The 15,312-nt window shown below is 62.1% G+C and carries 15 protein-coding genes; 10 read left to right on the forward strand and 5 right to left on the reverse strand.

The features are described 5' to 3' along the window. Positions 1-72: 72 nt before the first annotated feature. The 8 genes from mreC to PH256_RS07705 all read left to right on the forward strand — a co-directional run bounded on the left by mreC (position 73) and on the right by PH256_RS07705 (position 6,646). Positions 73-975, forward strand: a complete 903-nt coding sequence (gene mreC, locus PH256_RS07670; protein ID WP_242956122.1) for a rod shape-determining protein MreC — start codon at positions 73-75, stop codon at positions 973-975. Positions 976-1,012: 37 nt separating this feature from the next. Beyond that, the gene (mreD, locus tag PH256_RS07675; RefSeq protein WP_270913643.1) at positions 1,013-1,537 is read left to right on the forward strand and encodes a rod shape-determining protein MreD; all 525 of its coding nucleotides are present in this window, start codon (positions 1,013-1,015) and stop codon (positions 1,535-1,537) included. A 24-nt stretch (positions 1,538-1,561) separates the two neighbouring features. Further along, positions 1,562-3,631 carry a penicillin-binding transpeptidase domain-containing protein gene (locus PH256_RS07680; RefSeq protein ID WP_270913644.1) on the forward strand — a complete coding sequence of 690 codons (2,070 nt, stop codon included), beginning with the start codon at positions 1,562-1,564 and terminating at the stop codon, positions 3,629-3,631. Between the two features lie 279 nt (positions 3,632-3,910). Then, entirely contained in the window at positions 3,911-4,645 is a 735-nt protein-coding gene (locus tag PH256_RS07685; protein WP_270913645.1) for an AAA family ATPase, read from the forward strand. Between the two features lie 182 nt (positions 4,646-4,827). Next, positions 4,828-5,235, forward strand: coding sequence for a methylglyoxal synthase (locus PH256_RS07690; protein ID WP_058964155.1), 408 nt, complete (start codon positions 4,828-4,830; stop codon positions 5,233-5,235). Positions 5,236-5,578: 343 nt separating this feature from the next. Then, positions 5,579-5,989 carry a DUF2752 domain-containing protein gene (locus PH256_RS07695; protein ID WP_270913646.1) on the forward strand — a complete coding sequence of 137 codons (411 nt, stop codon included), beginning with the start codon at positions 5,579-5,581 and terminating at the stop codon, positions 5,987-5,989. A gap of 45 nt (positions 5,990-6,034) precedes the next feature. Continuing rightward, positions 6,035-6,367: a DUF4234 domain-containing protein gene (locus PH256_RS07700; RefSeq protein WP_087183901.1), complete on the forward strand. Its 333-nt coding sequence runs from the start codon at positions 6,035-6,037 to the stop codon at positions 6,365-6,367. 3 nt (positions 6,368-6,370) lie between these two features. Then, positions 6,371-6,646, forward strand: a complete 276-nt coding sequence (locus tag PH256_RS07705) for a hypothetical protein (RefSeq protein WP_270913647.1) — start codon at positions 6,371-6,373, stop codon at positions 6,644-6,646. A 119-nt stretch (positions 6,647-6,765) separates the two neighbouring features. Here the strand turns inward: PH256_RS07705 and PH256_RS07710 are convergent, their stop codons facing one another. Beyond that, on the reverse strand, positions 6,766-7,299 hold the full coding sequence (locus PH256_RS07710) for a methylated-DNA--[protein]-cysteine S-methyltransferase (RefSeq protein WP_270913648.1): 534 nt from the start codon (positions 7,297-7,299) through the stop codon (positions 6,766-6,768). Between the two features lie 466 nt (positions 7,300-7,765). Beyond that, on the reverse strand, positions 7,766-8,293 hold the full coding sequence (locus PH256_RS07715) for a hypothetical protein (protein WP_270913649.1): 528 nt from the start codon (positions 8,291-8,293) through the stop codon (positions 7,766-7,768). A 237-nt stretch (positions 8,294-8,530) separates the two neighbouring features. On the opposite strand from PH256_RS07715, the gene aspS reads away from it, so the two are divergent. Then, complete coding sequence (gene aspS / locus PH256_RS07720) at positions 8,531-10,315, forward strand: aspartate--tRNA ligase (RefSeq protein WP_270913651.1); 1,785 nt, start codon at positions 8,531-8,533, stop codon at positions 10,313-10,315. Positions 10,316-10,373: 58 nt separating this feature from the next. Then, positions 10,374-11,078 carry a hypothetical protein gene (locus PH256_RS07725; RefSeq protein ID WP_270913652.1) on the forward strand — a complete coding sequence of 235 codons (705 nt, stop codon included), beginning with the start codon at positions 10,374-10,376 and terminating at the stop codon, positions 11,076-11,078. A 116-nt stretch (positions 11,079-11,194) separates the two neighbouring features. Here the strand turns inward: PH256_RS07725 and PH256_RS07730 are convergent, their stop codons facing one another. The 3 genes from PH256_RS07730 to PH256_RS07740 all read right to left on the reverse strand — a co-directional run bounded on the left by PH256_RS07730 (position 11,195) and on the right by PH256_RS07740 (position 15,311). Further along, the gene (locus PH256_RS07730; protein WP_270913653.1) at positions 11,195-13,447 is read right to left on the reverse strand and encodes an alpha-galactosidase; all 2,253 of its coding nucleotides are present in this window, start codon (positions 13,445-13,447) and stop codon (positions 11,195-11,197) included. A gap of 145 nt (positions 13,448-13,592) precedes the next feature. Beyond that, entirely contained in the window at positions 13,593-14,423 is an 831-nt protein-coding gene (locus PH256_RS07735; RefSeq protein ID WP_333766321.1) for a carbohydrate ABC transporter permease, read from the reverse strand. A gap of 3 nt (positions 14,424-14,426) precedes the next feature. After that, complete coding sequence (locus PH256_RS07740) at positions 14,427-15,311, reverse strand: carbohydrate ABC transporter permease (protein ID WP_333766322.1); 885 nt, start codon at positions 15,309-15,311, stop codon at positions 14,427-14,429. Between the last annotated feature and the right edge of the window lies 1 nt (position 15,312).

The following is a 15,312-nucleotide window of genomic DNA, read 5'->3' on the forward strand; positions in this document are numbered from 1 at the left end:
GAAATCTGAAAATTGGAACACGCAGGGGCAGTGCGCCGGTTTGACGGGCCTGCCCCCTGCAAAACCGGGGAGGTGAGCCCACTGAAGGACTTTTTCAATACCGGAAAATTCAAGGCCCTGGTGGCCCTGGCGGTGCTGCTGGGCGGCATCATGGCCTGGGCCGGGGCCAACGGGCGGCTGGCCAGCGCGCCGGAGCAGATCCTGAGCGCGGTGCTTTCGCCCTTCCAGAAGGGGGCCAGTGCCGTGAGCGGCGGCGTGGGCGGCCTTTTGGACAAATATGCCCGCATCGACTCCATCATCGCCGAGAACGAGGCTCTGAAGGAGGAAAACTGGGAGCTGCAGGATAAGCTGGTGGAATACGACCGGCTCAAGGCCGAGAACGATGCCTACAAGGAGCGGGACCGGCTGGAGGACGACAGCCCCGAATATACCTACATGTCCGCCTTTGTGATCGGCCGTGACCCGCTGGAGCAGTTCGGCGGCTTCACCATCGACCTGGGCACCCTGGACGGAGTGCAGCAGGGCGACGTGGTGGTGAGCGACCAGGGCTATCTGGTGGGCCGGGTGCTGGAGGCGGGCCCCGCGTCCAGCAAGGTGATGACCATTCTGCAGCCCGGCTCCTATGTGGCCTGCGTGGTCAGCCGCACCCGCGACACCGGCAACCTGAACGGCAGCGCCGACTACGCTGCCGACGGCCGCTGCGTGCTGGAGAATCTCTCCCGCGATACCCTGGCCCAGGTGGGCGACCAGATCATCACCACCGGCCTGGGCGGCGAGTTCCCGGCCGACATCCGGGTGGGCACCATCGAGGAGATCCTGCCCGAGGAGAGCGGCCGGTCCTCCATTGCGGTGATCGAGCCCGGCACGGACGTGAACAACGTCAAGCACGTGTTCGTGATCACCGACTTTGAAACCGCTTACGGCCAGCAGGCCGAACAGGCCGAGAGCGCTTCCTCCGCTCCGGCCGGGGAATGAGCGGTATGAGCCGTGAAGGAAAGGGGGCGCGCAACCTGTGACCAGCCGCCGCAAACGGAATTTGATTCTGCTGGCCAAGTGGGCCTGCTACTTTTTGATCCTGCTCATCGCGGCCACCCTGCAAAGCCTGCCGGGCTTTCTGTCCATCTTCGGGGTGCGCCCGCTGTTTATTCTGCCGGTCTGCCTGGCGGTGGCCATCTATGAGGGCGAGTACCCCGGCGCGCTGCTGGCGGTGGCCGGCGGCTTTCTGTGGGACTGGACCGCCAGCCGGGTCAGCGGCCTGATGGCCCTGGGCCTGATGGTGGTCTGCTTTACCGCCGCCGTGGTGGTGGAGCTGTATCTGCGGGTGAACACCGTGAACTTCATTCTGGTGAACGCCGCCTGCTGCCTGCTGGTGACCGGCATGGACTTTTTGTTCTATTACCTGATGCCCAGCTATCCGGGCGCTACCGGGCGCTTCCTCACCCAGGTGCTGCCCATGGTGATTTATACGGCGGCCCTGTCGCCGCTGTCCATGATGGCGGTGCGGTGGGTGGCCGGGCGCTTCGTGCCCGAACAGTAACCGAAAGCGAAAGGAGGGCGGGCGATGGACCAGAAAAGCGTGTTCCGCCGGGTAGGCGGACTCATTGTGATCAGCCTGGTGGTACTGGGCGTGATCGTTCTGCGGCTGGTGGAGTTCCAGCTGGTGAACGGCGAGGAGTACAAAAGCCAGGCCCAGAGCGTGACCAATTACAAATTCAATATCCCCGCCGCCCGGGGCGAGATCGTGGACCGGTACGGCCGGGCCCTGGCCTCCAACGCGGTGGGCTACGACCTGGTGATCAACCAGCTGATGCTCACCGGCGACGTGAACGAGCTGGTGATGGATCTGGTGGAGATTCTGCAGAGCTGCGGTGAGGAATGGAATGAAACCATGCCCGTGAGCAGCCCGGACGAGAGCGGCCACTACACCTTCACCGACGGCGACGATACCTCCGCCCAGAACCGGCTGGCCAAGCTGAAGGAGAACATCGAGCTGCAGCAGTATGCCACCGCCGACCAGGTGATGGCAAAGCTGGTGGAGCGCTATGAGCTGGAGGATTACGCCCCCCAGTGGCAGCGCATCCTGGCCGGTGTGCGCTACCAGATGCAGCTGGAGGATTTCAGTGCCAGCAACAGCTTCACCCTGGCCAGCGATGTGTCCAACCAGACGGTGGCCATGGTCAAGGAGCGCAGCCTGAGCCTGGCGGGAGCCGAGATCATCGAGACCACCCACCGGGTCTATGAGGACGGCACCCTGCTGCCCCATTACCTGGGCAGCGTGGGCAGCATCACCAGCGAGCAGTGGTGGGTGGAGGACGAAGACGGCAACGTGACCACCCCCCTGAAGGACGCGGGCTACAACATGAACGACCTGATCGGCCAGTCCGGCGTGGAAAAATACGCCGAGGACCGGTTGCGGGGCAAAGAAGGCACCCAGCAGGTGAGCCGCGACAAGAACGGCGTTGTGGTGGGCACCCAGATGCTGGTGGAGCCCGAACCCGGCGAGACGGCGGTGCTCACCATCGACAAAGACCTGCAGAAGAGCCTGAACGAGCAGCTGGAGGCCCTGATTCTGGAGATGCAGCAGACCAAGGAGTCCACCAAGGGCAAGGAGGTCACCTCCGGCTCGGCGGCGGTCATCGACGTGAAGACCGGGGGCATTCTGGCCATTGCCAACTACCCCAGCTACGATCTGAACCTGTATAAATCCAACTACAGCGAATACAGCAGTGATCCCAACACCCCGCTTTTGAGCCGGGCCACCACCGGCCTGTACGCCCCGGGCTCCACCTTCAAGCCCGCGGTGGCGCTGGCGGGCCTGCTCAGCGGCACCGTGACCCCCCAGGACACGGTGAACTGCACCCGGGTGTATGACTTCTACACCGACTACAAGCCCGTCTGCCAGCAGCTGGGTCCCCACAGCGGCCCCACCAACCTGACCGAGGCCCTGACCCACAGCTGCAACATCTACTTCTACGATGTGGGCCGCCGGGTAGGGCTGGAGAACTTTGACGCCATGGCCGAACAGCTGGGCCTTGCCACCAAGACCGGCTTCGAGCTGGGCGAGTCCACCGGCAACCTGACCCACACCACCGACGAGAACTACGGCAAGGGCCTGGAGCTGCAGGCGGCCGTCGGCCAGGGCAACACCCAGGTGACCCCCATCCAGCTGGCCACCTACGCGGCCACCCTGGCCAACAAGGGCACCCGCTACGCCACCCACATCGTTTCCGGCTACCGGGACAGCAACACCGGCGAGCTCATCGAAGAGGTGGAGCCGGAGGTGGTGGAGCAGATCGAGGACAACATCGGCGCCTTCGACGCGGTGGAACAGGGTATGCTGGGCGCCGCGCGGGACAGCAGCGTCCTGAAGGACTATCCGCTGAACATCGCGGTAAAGACCGGCAGCCCCCAGCGCTGGGAGCGGGATGAAAAGGGCAACTACGCCTACACCAACACCGCTGTTATCGCCTACGGCCCGGTGGAGGACCCCCAGCTGGCCATCGGCATCGTGCTGGAATGGGGCGGCGGCGGTTCCAACGGCCTGCCCCTGGTGCGCAGCATCTTCGACAGCTACTACTACACCCAAAGCGAGGGCCTGGAGCCCGAATCCGAGGGCGTGCTTCTGCCCTGATAACGGGCGGCAGGCAACGCCGCACACAGCATTCCCCCGGGGCACGGCGGGCCGCTTGGTACGCCGTGCCCCTTTGTGTCTGCAAGGGGGCGGTTCTCTCGGGTAAAAACGGCGAAAAGAAGAGCGAAAAACACATTTTTTTGGCTTAAATACACAAAAGACAACTTGCTATCGCCCCCGCTTTGTGCTATCATGTTAATATAGGTGCATCATAGGCACCTGTATACCATTTTTCGTTGATCCCGGCCCCATCCCGGCCGAAAAAAGGAGGTCCGACCCGTGGCCGCACAGATCATTATGGTGGCCTCCGGCAAGGGCGGCACAGGAAAAAGCACCGTGTCGGTGCTGCTGGGCAGCCGCCTGGCTGCCGCGGGCAAAAAGGTCCTGCTCATCGAGCTGGACAGCGGCCTGCGCAGCGTGGATATCATCGCCGGGGCCGCGGGCCGCACCGTGTACGACATTTCGGATGTGCTGTGCGGCCGGTGCGACTGGCGCAAGGCCATTGTGGAAAGCCCGGTCTACAAAGGGCTTTCGCTGATCAGCGCCCCCTACGAGCGGGGAAACGTACAGCCCCAGCAGCTGGCCAAGCTCACCCGCAAGATGGCCAAACACTACGACTTTATCCTGGTGGACACCGCCGCCGGTCTGGGCGCGCCCTTTGCGGCCGCCATGGTGGTGAGCCAGATGGCTCTTCTGGTGCTCACGCCGGACCCGGTGGCTTTGCGGGACGGCCACATTGCCGCCGACGTACTGTATGAGGGCGGATTTACCAACGTTCGCCTGGTGGTGAACCGGGTAGGTCCCTCCACCTTCGACAAGGGCGCGGTGGCCGACCTGGACGAGTGCATCGACACGGTGGCCGTGCAGCTGATCGGGGTCATCCCGGAGAGCGCGGCCCTGCTGAAAAGCACCGCCGCCGGCGAGGCCTTGCCGGAGAATACCCTGGCATGGCGGGCGTTTGACAATCTGGCCCGCCGTATTCTGGGCCAGCAGGTTCCGCTGGCCGTGCGCTGAAAGGCGCATCCAAATTGTTTTGCCCATGCTGCGGCATGGTTTCCCATTTGTTTGATCCACTTCGGGCGAGCCCCGGCGGTTCGCCCCCATAGAGGCAATCCCCCATAAAGGTTTGGAGAAGGTGCGTGCCGCCCGGGCACGCCAGAACGTTAGCTTGTTTTAAGAAGGAGGGCGTTACGTCCATGAACATCGCATTGATCGCGCATGACGCGAAGAAGGAATTGATGGTGCAGTTCTGCATCGCTTATTGCCGGGTGCTCAGCCAGCACAACCTGCTGGCCACCGGTACCACCGGCAAGCTGGTGAGCGAGGCCACCGGCCTGCCCATCCAGTGCTTTTTGTCCGGCGTGCACGGGGGTGATCAGCAGATCGCGGCCCGCATCGCCTGCAATGAGATCGACCTGCTTCTGTTTTTCCGCGATCCCATCAGTGCGAAACCTCACGAACCCAACGAGATGAATCTGCTGCGTCTTTGCGACGTGCGCAACATTCCCATCGCCACCAACATCGCCACCGCCGAAGTGCTCATCCATGGCCTGGAGCGGGGCGATCTGGAGTGGCGCAACATCGTCAACCCGCCCCAGCACTAACATGCCGGAGCGCCGTGACCAAGTAAAAACGGGGCTTCCTGGCCGAGCCGGTGTGACACAAGAAAACAACGGTTCTGCCGTAGGATTTTGGCGTACAAAGTGTTCAAAGGGGCGGGCAAGCCACCAAGGCTTGCTCCGCCCCTTTTCGCACTTTCTGCATCCAAAATCCTGGGGCAGAACTGCAAAGCACCGGAAAAGGCCCGATTTTGATGGGAGTGCAAGGAAAAGCCCCGCGGGCACCCTTGGTGGTTGTCAAGGGGATTTGACGCAGCAATCACGCAAAAGCGGCCCTTTTCCGGCGGTGCTTTCTTGCGCCACGCCGGCTTTTTGCCGAAAGGCCCCTTTGCGTTTTCAAGCGGGGGTTGCCCGGCTGGGGCTTTGCCCCCGCCGGGTGCAGAATGCCCTGATCTTAGCAGGTGTGGGGGCGCTGTATGCCCTGGAGACCCAGACCCTGGGCCTCTTTGTGCCCTGCCCGCTGCACCTGCTCACCGGGCTCAAGTGCCCGGCCTGCGGCATCACCACCGCCATTCTGGCCCTGCTGCACGGGGATGTGAACGCGGCCTTTGCAGCAAATCCCGGCCTTGCGTTCAGCCTGCCGGTGCTGGGGCCGTATCTTTGCTGGCTGCTCTGGGGCTGGCTGCGGCAGCGCCCCGCCCGGGGCCGCGCGGTGAACGCGGTGGGCGTGGGGCTGATCGTCTATTTTGCAGTCTGGGGCGTCTGGCGCAACCTTGCGCCCCTGATGGGCCTTGTGTAAGGCCGTATTCTTCGCAAACAGCGACCAAAAAAGGAGAAATTTCCCATGACAAGAAACATTGTGGTGTGCATCCTGCTGAGCATCATTACCTGCGGCATTTACGGCCTGTATTGGATGTATACCCTGAACGAGTATGCCCGTGCGGTGGCGCCTCAGGAATGGCAGACCAGCGGCATCACCGTGATTCTGCTGGACATCATTACCTGCGGCATCTACGGCCTGTACTGGAACTACAAGATGGGCAAGGCCTACATGACCGTGAACGGCGGCAGCGACAACAGCCTGCTGTTCGTGCTGCTGGGTGTGTTCGGCTTCTCCATCGTGAACTGGGCCATCATGCAGAACGACATCAACAACGCGGCCCGTTTCCGGTATTAAGCCATGGAGCGGCTGCTCTACCGGCTGGCCTTTGGCTGCGCGGTGGCGGGCCTGGGCATTCTGCTGGTGGTGATGGTCAGCGGCAAGGCCTGGCCGGACCCGATCTACGCCATCGGTGCGCCGCTGGGCATGGGCTTCATTGCCCTGTGCCTGGTGTTCCTGGCCGCCCGCTGGGCGGTGCGGTTCTGGGGCGCGGTGCGTGCGCGCCAGCTTTGGCAGATCGCAGCGCTGGTGCTGGCGGCCGTCGTCTGCCTGGCAGGGTTTTTCCTGCGGCGGTGAGGCCCTTCGCGGCGGGAGCATGCTCCCCCGGAGAATCTGCGTTCTGAATGAAAAAAGCCCCCGGGGCCGGAAGTGTTTTCCGGTCCCGGGGGCTTTGTGTGTTTTTTGGGGGCAGGTTTTCAACGGCGGCGGGGTTTGGGTGTGGAAAAGTTGGTCGGGTCCACGCCCTCGTGGGCCAGCAGCCAGCGCTTTTTGTCCAGCCCGCCCGCGTAGCCGGTCAGGCTGCCGCCGGTGCCCACCACCCGGTGGCAGGGGATGATGATGGAAATGGGGTTGCGGCCCACCGCGCCTCCCACCGCCTGACTGGCCATGGGGCGGCCGGTCTGGGCGGAAATGGCCCGGGCCAGCGCGCCGTAGGTGGTGGTCTGCCCGTAGGGAATTGCCAGCAGCAGCGCCCACACCTGCTTTTGAAATTCGCTGCCCTGTGGGGCCAGCGGCAGTGCCGCCGGGTCGGGAGCATGGCCCGCGAAGTAGTCCTCCAGCCAGTGCCGGGCCAGCTCGAACGGGGGCAGGTCCGCCCGCTTTGGCACATCCGGCGGCAGATGGGCGGCGAAGTGCATCTGCCCCTCCAGCCACAGGCCGGTCAGGTGGGTCTCGGTGCCCGCCAGCATCACCGGCCCCAGCGGGCCGGTCAGGGTTGTGGTGTACAGCATGGGAAGGCCTCCTTTGGGTGGGCCGCTTGCGTTTTGCACAGGGCTGGGGTATAATATTAACAGAAAGTGGTACTGCCCGGAGACGGGTCAGTCCCTTGGAGATTTACGGAAGTAAACCGCGTTCCTGGGGAGGTGCGGCGGCTTACTTCCGTTTTTTGTTATCGTGTGTGATCGTCCAAACGATTTGAAACGTCCCGTAGACTGCTCCGCCGATTAAGGTCAGAAGCGAAAGGACCTCCTGTAACGTCATGGAAGGAATCACCCCCTCTGCAAAAAAGCAGCGGGGAAAAACAGAAGCTTCGCCCCGCTGCCGCTGCCTTTGCGCAGCGTGCAATGGGGACTGGACCGCCTGCCGTGTCCGGCAGCACCACCGCTCCCATTGTAACAAACCCCGCGCGTTTTGTCGAGAACGCGCGGGGTTTCTTTGTATCCTTGATAAAATGTGGAATTGGGGTGGATTTTAGCGTCACTCCTCCGGCTCCACCGCGAAGAAGGTCTCCACGCCGTCCCGGCGGAAGGTGATGACCTGCCCGGAAGGCGCTCCGTTTTCGTCCAGAAGGTCCAGCCGGAATTTGCCCTCGCCCAGATAGGCCAGGCCGCTGGGGTCGGCGGGAGTAGCTTCCAGGCCCATCGGCTGGAAGGTGCCGTCGGATGAAAGAAACGCCAGCCGCACATCCGTGTGCTCCGGCTCGGCGTACAGCACCACGCCCACCAGCTCCTCGCCGCCGTCCGGCACCGCCGCGCAGTCAAGCACCGTGCGCCGCTGGTTCTGCTCCTGGGCGAGGAACAGCTCCGCCACCGCTTCGTCGGTCCATTCCGGGGCCTCGCTGGCGGCGGGTTCACTGGCGCTTGCCGCTTCGCCGGCAGGCTGCGAAACGGACGCCGGACTGCCGGAATCAGGCAGGGAGGTGGAAGCCGGTGCGCTGGAAGCGGGCGCGCACCCGGCCAGCAGCGCCGTCAAAAGGCAGCAGACAAGGGAAAGAAGCATCTTCATGGGGGAGTCCCTCCTTTGGGGCGGCCCCGGTGCGGTCAGCGAACCGCCCGGGCCAGAATGACAAAAACAGCTCTTCTGCCCTCATTGTAAGCGCCCGGCGGGCAAAAAACAAGCCGCAAAGGCCGCTTTGCCTTGTAATATGTTGCCGAAAGAGGTATAATAAAACGGTCTAAGAATTTGCGGAGCCCGGGAATTTCTCAGGCTTCAGCGATTGAAATAAAAGGGGTAAATCAAATTATGGAAACCATGGGAAATCTGCGCCGCACCCACTATTGCGGCGAAGTGCGTCTGGCCGATGCCGGTCAGGAGATGGTGGTGGCCGGTTCCATCGCCAAATGCCGGGATAAGGGCGGCATCATCTTTGCCGACCTGCGCGACACCACCGGCATTCTGCAGATGGTGTTCGACGACTCCACCGACCCCGCCGTGTTCGAGAAGGCCAGCAGCCTGAAGAGCGAGTATGTGGTCATTGCCAAGGGCGTTCTGCGCGAGCGCGACGCCAAGACCGACAAGATCGCCACCGGCGACGTGGAGCTGTATGTGACCGAGCTGCGCGTGCTGAGCGCCGCCGAGACCACCCCCTTCGAGATCCGCGACGAGGTGAAGGTGAAGGACGAGCTGCGCCTGAAGTACCGCTATCTGGACCTGCGCCGCCCCAGCATGCACGACCCCATCGTGCTGCGCAGCAAGATCTGCCAGATCATCCGCAACTACTACTGCGACAACCACTTCTGCGAGATCGAGACCCCCATGCTCATCAAGAGCACCCCGGAAGGCGCCCGCGACTATCTGGTGCCCAGCCGGGTGCAGCCGGGCCACTTCTACGCCCTGCCCCAGTCTCCCCAGCTGTACAAGCAGATTCTGATGCTGTCCGGCTTTGACCGCTATTTCCAGATCGCCCGCTGCTTCCGCGACGAGGACCTGCGCGCCGACCGTCAGCCCGAGTTCACCCAGGTGGACCTGGAGATGAGCTTCGTCACCGAAGAGGACATCATGACCCTGAACGAGGGCCTGATCAAGAAGCTGTGGAAGGAGATCCTGAACATCGACGTGGCCACCCCCTTCCAGCGCATGCCCTGGGACGAGGCCATGGCCCGCTACGGCTCCGATAAGCCCGACACCCGCTTCGGCCTGGAGATCATCGACGTGACCGACGCGGTGCGCTCCAGCGAGTTCGCCCCCTTCAAGGGCGCCATTGAGGCAGGCGGCAGCGTTCGCCTGATCAACTGCAAGGGCCTGGCCGACAAGCTGACCCGCAAGACCATCGACAAGCTGGGCGACGTGGCCAAGACCTACGGCGCCAAGGGCCTGGCCTACACCCGCCTGACCGCGGACGGCGAGACCTCCAGCTTTGAGAAGTTCCTCACCGAGGAGGAGAAGGCCGCCCTGCGCACCGCCGCGAACGCCGAGACCGGCGACGTGCTGCTGGTGGTCAGCGACGCAGACAACGTGCGCGCCTGCACCGCTTTGGGCCAGGTTCGTCTGGAGGTTGGCCGCCGCTGCGAGCTGATCGACCCGGACAAGTTCAACTTCCTGTGGGTGGTGAAGTTCCCCCTGTTCGAGTACAGCGAGGAAGAGGGCCGCTATATGGCCATGCACCATCCCTTCACCATGCCCACCGAGGACAGCATGGACAAGCTGGAGACCGAGCCGGGCAAGTGCTACGCCAACGCCTACGACATCGTGCTGAACGGCTGCGAGCTGGGCGGCGGTTCCATCCGCATCAACGACCCGGCCCTGCAGGACCGGATGTTCAAGGCCCTGGGCTTCACCGAGGAGAAGGCCCGCGAGAGCTTCGGCTTCCTGATGGACGCCTACAAGTACGGTGCACCCCCGCACGGCGGCATGGCCTACGGTCTGGACCGCATGGTGATGCTGATGCTGAAGCGGGATTCCATCCGCGACGTGATCGCCTTCCCGAAGGTGCAGAACGCCAGCGAGCTGATGAGCGGCGCACCCGAGACCGTGGACGAAAAGCAGCTGCGTGAGCTGAGCATCGCCACCGTGAGCGCCGAAGGCTAATCCGGCAACTGAATAATGGCAAACGCGCCGCTTCCCGTTTGGGGAGCGGCGCGTTTTTGTGTACCGAAAACGGGACATAAATCGGGAAGGACTGAATTGGAAATTAAGCGCGGGGCGGGGGGATGCTATAATAAAAAATAGATGGTCTCTTTATCAAGGTAAAATGGGGAGGGGTAATGTGCTTTCGGCTTTTGGAATATATGAAGAGAGTATAGATTGGTCGTTGTTCTGGAGTGCATTTGGAGCTATCGGCGGAATTATCGGATCAGCAGCAACAACAATAGCTATTATTGTTGCGCTGTGGCAAACACGATATCCGTATAAGAAAAAGCTGGCCCTATCATTCTCAGATAGTATAAGAGTAGTGAATTTAAAATCTTCGTCATTACCAGCGGTTCCATTACAAGTTGCTTTAAAGATATCTAACTGTGGGAATAGAGATGTCTATATTCAGCAATGGGGCATTGCTTTAGACAACGAAGAAAATATTATGTTTGTTCCGCATCTGTATGCTGATCAATTACCACAAGGGATGAGAGAATACCTTTATCCTGAATTCCCTTACTACCTTCCCGTAGAAAAAACAGTTCTATTGTATTTTGATCGCAACGCGTTTATCGATGTATTGTTACATTGTCAAAAGGAAAAAAGTGTTTGTGAAAATACGAAGATAAAAATTTATGTATCAGACAGTACAGGACAAGTTTATTATAAAAAATTGAGCAAAACTGTGAAAGAAATTTGCTCATCCTCCCATGAATGATTGATTTTACAAAACCCCCGGCGGCAAGCTGCCACCGGGGGTTATCCATCCCTCTATATGGCCCGGGCGTTCCCGGGCTTTTTTGTTTTACTTTTTCTTCTCTCTTCTCGTTTTGCTTATACGCGCTTTACATACATCTGCACGCTGGGGTAGTCGCCGGCCAGCTGGGGCAGGGTGTAGCCTGCGCGCATCAGGGTGCTGCCGCTGTAGACCTTGCCCACGCCCTCCATGGCCAGGTCCAGGCCTGCCTGGGGCGCGCAGTGGCAGCCGTGGATGTCCAGGCTCTCCACACGGTACAGAGCGTCCGGGTCAAGGCCGCGCAGCCACACGTGCAGCGGGCGGGCGTTGGCCTCCGGATGGGTGAGAATCAGATTGAACAGCGCCTCGCTCTGCTCCTCGTCCACAAACTGCCAGGCCGCGTAGCGGCTTTCCTCGGTGGGGTCGGTGAGCCGGTAATACAGCCCGTTCTGAATCAGCTGGTAGTGCTTGTCAAAGAAGGCGATCTGCTCCTTCACCTGGGCGGCTTCCTCGTCGCTCAGCTTGTTCAGATCCAGCTCGTAGCCGAAGGTGCCGGACATGGCCGCCACCGCCCGGGTCCACAGGGGAGTGGTGCGGCCGGTCTGGTGGTTGGGGCAGGCGGACACATGCGCGCCCATGCTGCTCACCGGGTAGCCGAAGGAGGTGCCGTGCTGGATCACCAGCCGCTCGATGGCGTCGGTGTCGTCGCTGCACCAGATCTGGGTGAAGTAGGCCAGCATGCCCGCGTCGAAGCGTCCGCCGCCGCCCGCGCAGCCCTCAAACAGCACATGGGGGAAGCGGGCGGTCAGGGTCTCCAGCAGCCGGTAAACGCCCAGCATGTACCGGTGGGCCGCTTCGCCCTGCCGCTCGGCGGGCAGCACCCGGCTGTACACGTCGGTCATGTTCCGGTTCATGTCCCATTTCACGTACGCGATGGGGTTGTTTTCCAGCAGGTCGGTCAGTCGCTCGGTCAGGTAGTCCACCACCTCGGGGCGGCCCATGTCCAGCACCATCTGGTTGCGGCTCATCACCGGGGCGCGGCCCGGCAGGGTGAGGGCCCAGTCCGGATGCGCCCGGTACAAATCGGAATCCTCGCTCACCATCTCCGGCTCCACCCAGATGCCGAACTTCATGCCCAGCGCGTTCACCCGCTGAATCAGGGGAGTCAGGCCGCCGGGCAGCTTTTTCTCGTTCACGAACCAGTCGCCCAGGCCGCTGTTGTCGTCGTCCCGCTTGCCGAACCAGCCGTCGTCCAGCACCAGCATTTCCACGCCCAGGGCCGCCGCCTTCTCGGCGATGCGCACAATGGCGTCGGAGTCAAAGTCGAAGTAGGTGGCCTCCCAGTTGTTGATCAGCACCGGGCGGCGGGCGAAGCGGTGCTCGCCCCGGCAGACGTTGTGCCGGATGAACCGGTGATACTGCTGGGACAGGGCGGTCAGGCCGTTTTCGGTGCAGGCCAGAATGACCTCGGGGGCGGTGAAGGCCTCACCGGGGGCCAGCTGCCAGCTAAAGCGCTCGTCGTGGATGCCGCTCACGATGCGGGTCAGGCCGTTCTGGTCCACCTCCACGTCGGTGCGGTGGCTGCCGGAGTACACCGGCATTACGCCGTAGCACAGGCCGTGCTCCTCGTTTGCCTTGCGGTCGCACAGAATCACGAAGGGGTTGTGGTGGTGGCTGGAGGCGCCGCGGGTGGAGGACACGGTCTGGATGGCGTTCAGCAGGGGCACACGCTCGGCCTGGCGCTCCATGGTGTGGCGGCCGTGGAAGTGGATAAGATCCCACCGGCCGAAGGGCAGGTCCAGGCACATGGAGGCGGCCTTTTCCAGACGCAGGGTCTGATTGCCGCCGTTCACCAGACGCACGGCCCGGGTGATGATGTCCTGCTTTGCGAACACGCCGTACAGCAGCTCCAGCGCAAGGCCGGTCACGCCGTCCTCCATGCGGATGCACAGGGTCTCGGCCTCGTTTTCCTCGTCGTGGGCGCTGGGCAGGCCGGTCAGGGCGTATTTGCCCTTCTGGATGGCATGGCTTGCGTAGCGCCACTCGGCCCCGGCTGCGCCGGCTTCATCCCGCACCACCAGGCAGGAGAGGCGGAAGTCGCCGGTGTTGCAGCCGGTGTATTCCTGGGGCAAAGTGTCCGGCGAGATGCCACGGCGCGCCCGGTCGGCGTTGTGGTTGGGCGAGAAGCCCCGGTCCGCCGGGGGATACATGGCCGCCAGGTCGCCCTGGCCGATGGCCGGGCCGTAGTAGAGATGGAGCAGGCGGTCCAGATGGTCCAGCCCCATCTGGTAGGTGGTGCTGCGGGTGGAAAGGGTAAAGGTGCGCGCGGCGGCGTCGAATTGAATGCCCATACAAGGGTCCTCCTGGAAGTTTGGAATCGCACCGGGCCCTGGAGGTCCGGCGCTGGAATTGGAAAAGGTGGATAAAAAGCATGAGGCGGGCGGCTGGCCGGGATTCGGCCGGCCGCCTGCCGTGATAAGGGGAAACGCTTAGTGGTTACTTGCCGCCGGTCATGGCGATGCCCTGGATGAACTGCTTCTGGAAGATCAGGTACAGGATCACCATGGGGATCATGGCCAGCAGGCTGCCGGCCATCAGAACCGGGAAGTTGGTGGTGTACTGGCCGTTCAGGGTGGACAGGCCGGCAGACAGGGTCATCATGTTCAGGTCGATGTTGCAGATCAGCGGCCACATCAGGTCGGAGTAAGCGAACACCGCGGTGAAGATGGCCAGCGCGGCCATGCTGGAGCCGGTGAGGGGCAGCATGACGCGGGTGAAGGTCTGCCACTTGTTGCAGCCGTCCAGATAGGCGGCCTCGGCGATCTCGTTGGGAATGCCCAGGTAGGTCTGGCGCAAAAAGAAGGTGCCGAAGGCGCTGACCAGGCCGGGGAACACCAGCGCGAAGATGGTGTTGGTCAGACCCATGCGGGCCAGCATTAAGTACTGGGGAATGATGAAGATCTGGCTGGGCAGCATCATCTGCACCAGAACGATGGTGAACAGGAACTTCTTAAAGGGGAAGTTCAGCTTGGCGAAGGCGTAGCCGGCCATGGAGCTGAACACCACGGCGCACAGCACCCGGAAGAGGATGAGCAGTGCGGTGTTCACATACAGGTTCACGAAGGGCAGGCTTTCCAGCGCGGTGATGAAGTTGTCCAGGTTCCACTGGCTGGGCAGCAGCTGGGGCGGCACCGCCATGGATTCGGCCTGGGTCTTGAAGCTGGTGAGCAGCATCCACACGAAGGGAAAGATCATAACCACGCTGCCCAGGATCAATGCCACATAGGTGAGGGTCTTGTTCAGGGTCTTGCTTGTTTGTGTGCTCATGATTTATACCTCGTAATTCACCCATTTTTTCTGGCCCGCGAACTGCAGCAAGGTAACGATACCGATGAGCAGCACGGTCCAGATGACGATGGCGGACGCGTAGCCCTTGTTGCCGGCCACAAAGCTCTCGCGGTAGAACAGGTACATCAGGCTCTGGGCGCTGGTGAGGGCGGGGTTTGCCTGGTCGACCATCATGTAGATCAGATCGTACACCTTCAAAGAGGCCATCAGGCGCATGATGAGCACCACGAACAGGGTGGGCGAAACCATGGGCAGGGTGATGTGGAAGAACTGCTGCACCTTGGAGGCGCCGTCCAGGCTCGCGGCCTCATACAGGCTGGCCGAGATGTTCTGGATGCCGGAGAGCAGCAGCACGGCGTCGTAGCCGATGGCGCTCCAGATGGCCACGATGGCGCAGGTGACCAGCACGATGGCGGGGTTGGTCAGCCAGCGCACGTTCTGGCCCAGGATGCTGTTGATGATGCCGTACTCGGTGTTGAAGATCCACTTCCATACCATGGCCACGGCGGCGGGGGCCACCACCATGGGCAGGAAGAAGATGGCGCGGAAGGCGGTGCGGCCCTTGAGCTTTGCGTTCAGCAGAACCGCCACCAGCAGCGCCAGGAACACGCCCACGGGCACGGTGAGGATGCAGAAGTAGATGGAGTTCCAGGTGGCCTTCCAGAATTCGGTGCTCTGGAACATTTCGATGTAGTTGTCCAGACCGTTGAACTCGAAGGTACCAAAGGCCTTGGACTTGGAGAAGCTCATGTAGATGGTCTCGATGAACGGCCAGATGTTCAGCACCAGCAGACCGATGATGGTGGGGGCCACCATCACCAGACCCCAGACAGCGCCGTCGCGGGACAGCTTGGAAGTTTTGTTCACG

Source organism: Allofournierella sp. CML151 (assembly GCF_027853465.1).
In the GTDB taxonomy this organism is placed as follows: Bacteria; Bacillota; Clostridia; order Oscillospirales; family Ruminococcaceae; genus Allofournierella.

Bases quoted from the DNA above. Each gene is read 5' to 3' on its own strand.
- PH256_RS07680 (WP_270913644.1), top strand. From the start codon at position 1,562: ATGGACCAGAAAAGCGTGTTCCGCCGGGTAGGCGGACTCATTGTGATC.
- PH256_RS07690 (WP_058964155.1), top strand. From the start codon at position 4,828: ATGAACATCGCATTGATCGCGCATGACGCGAAGAAGGAATTGATGGTG.
- PH256_RS07700 (WP_087183901.1), top strand. From the start codon at position 6,035: ATGACAAGAAACATTGTGGTGTGCATCCTGCTGAGCATCATTACCTGC.
- PH256_RS07705 (WP_270913647.1), top strand. From the start codon at position 6,371: ATGGAGCGGCTGCTCTACCGGCTGGCCTTTGGCTGCGCGGTGGCGGGC.
- PH256_RS07710 (WP_270913648.1), bottom strand. From the start codon at position 7,299: ATGCTGTACACCACAACCCTGACCGGCCCGCTGGGGCCGGTGATGCTG.
- PH256_RS07715 (WP_270913649.1), bottom strand. From the start codon at position 8,293: ATGAAGATGCTTCTTTCCCTTGTCTGCTGCCTTTTGACGGCGCTGCTG.
- aspS (WP_270913651.1), top strand. From the start codon at position 8,531: ATGGAAACCATGGGAAATCTGCGCCGCACCCACTATTGCGGCGAAGTG.
- PH256_RS07730 (WP_270913653.1), bottom strand. From the start codon at position 13,447: ATGGGCATTCAATTCGACGCCGCCGCGCGCACCTTTACCCTTTCCACC.
- PH256_RS07735 (WP_333766321.1), bottom strand. From the start codon at position 14,423: ATGAGCACACAAACAAGCAAGACCCTGAACAAGACCCTCACCTATGTG.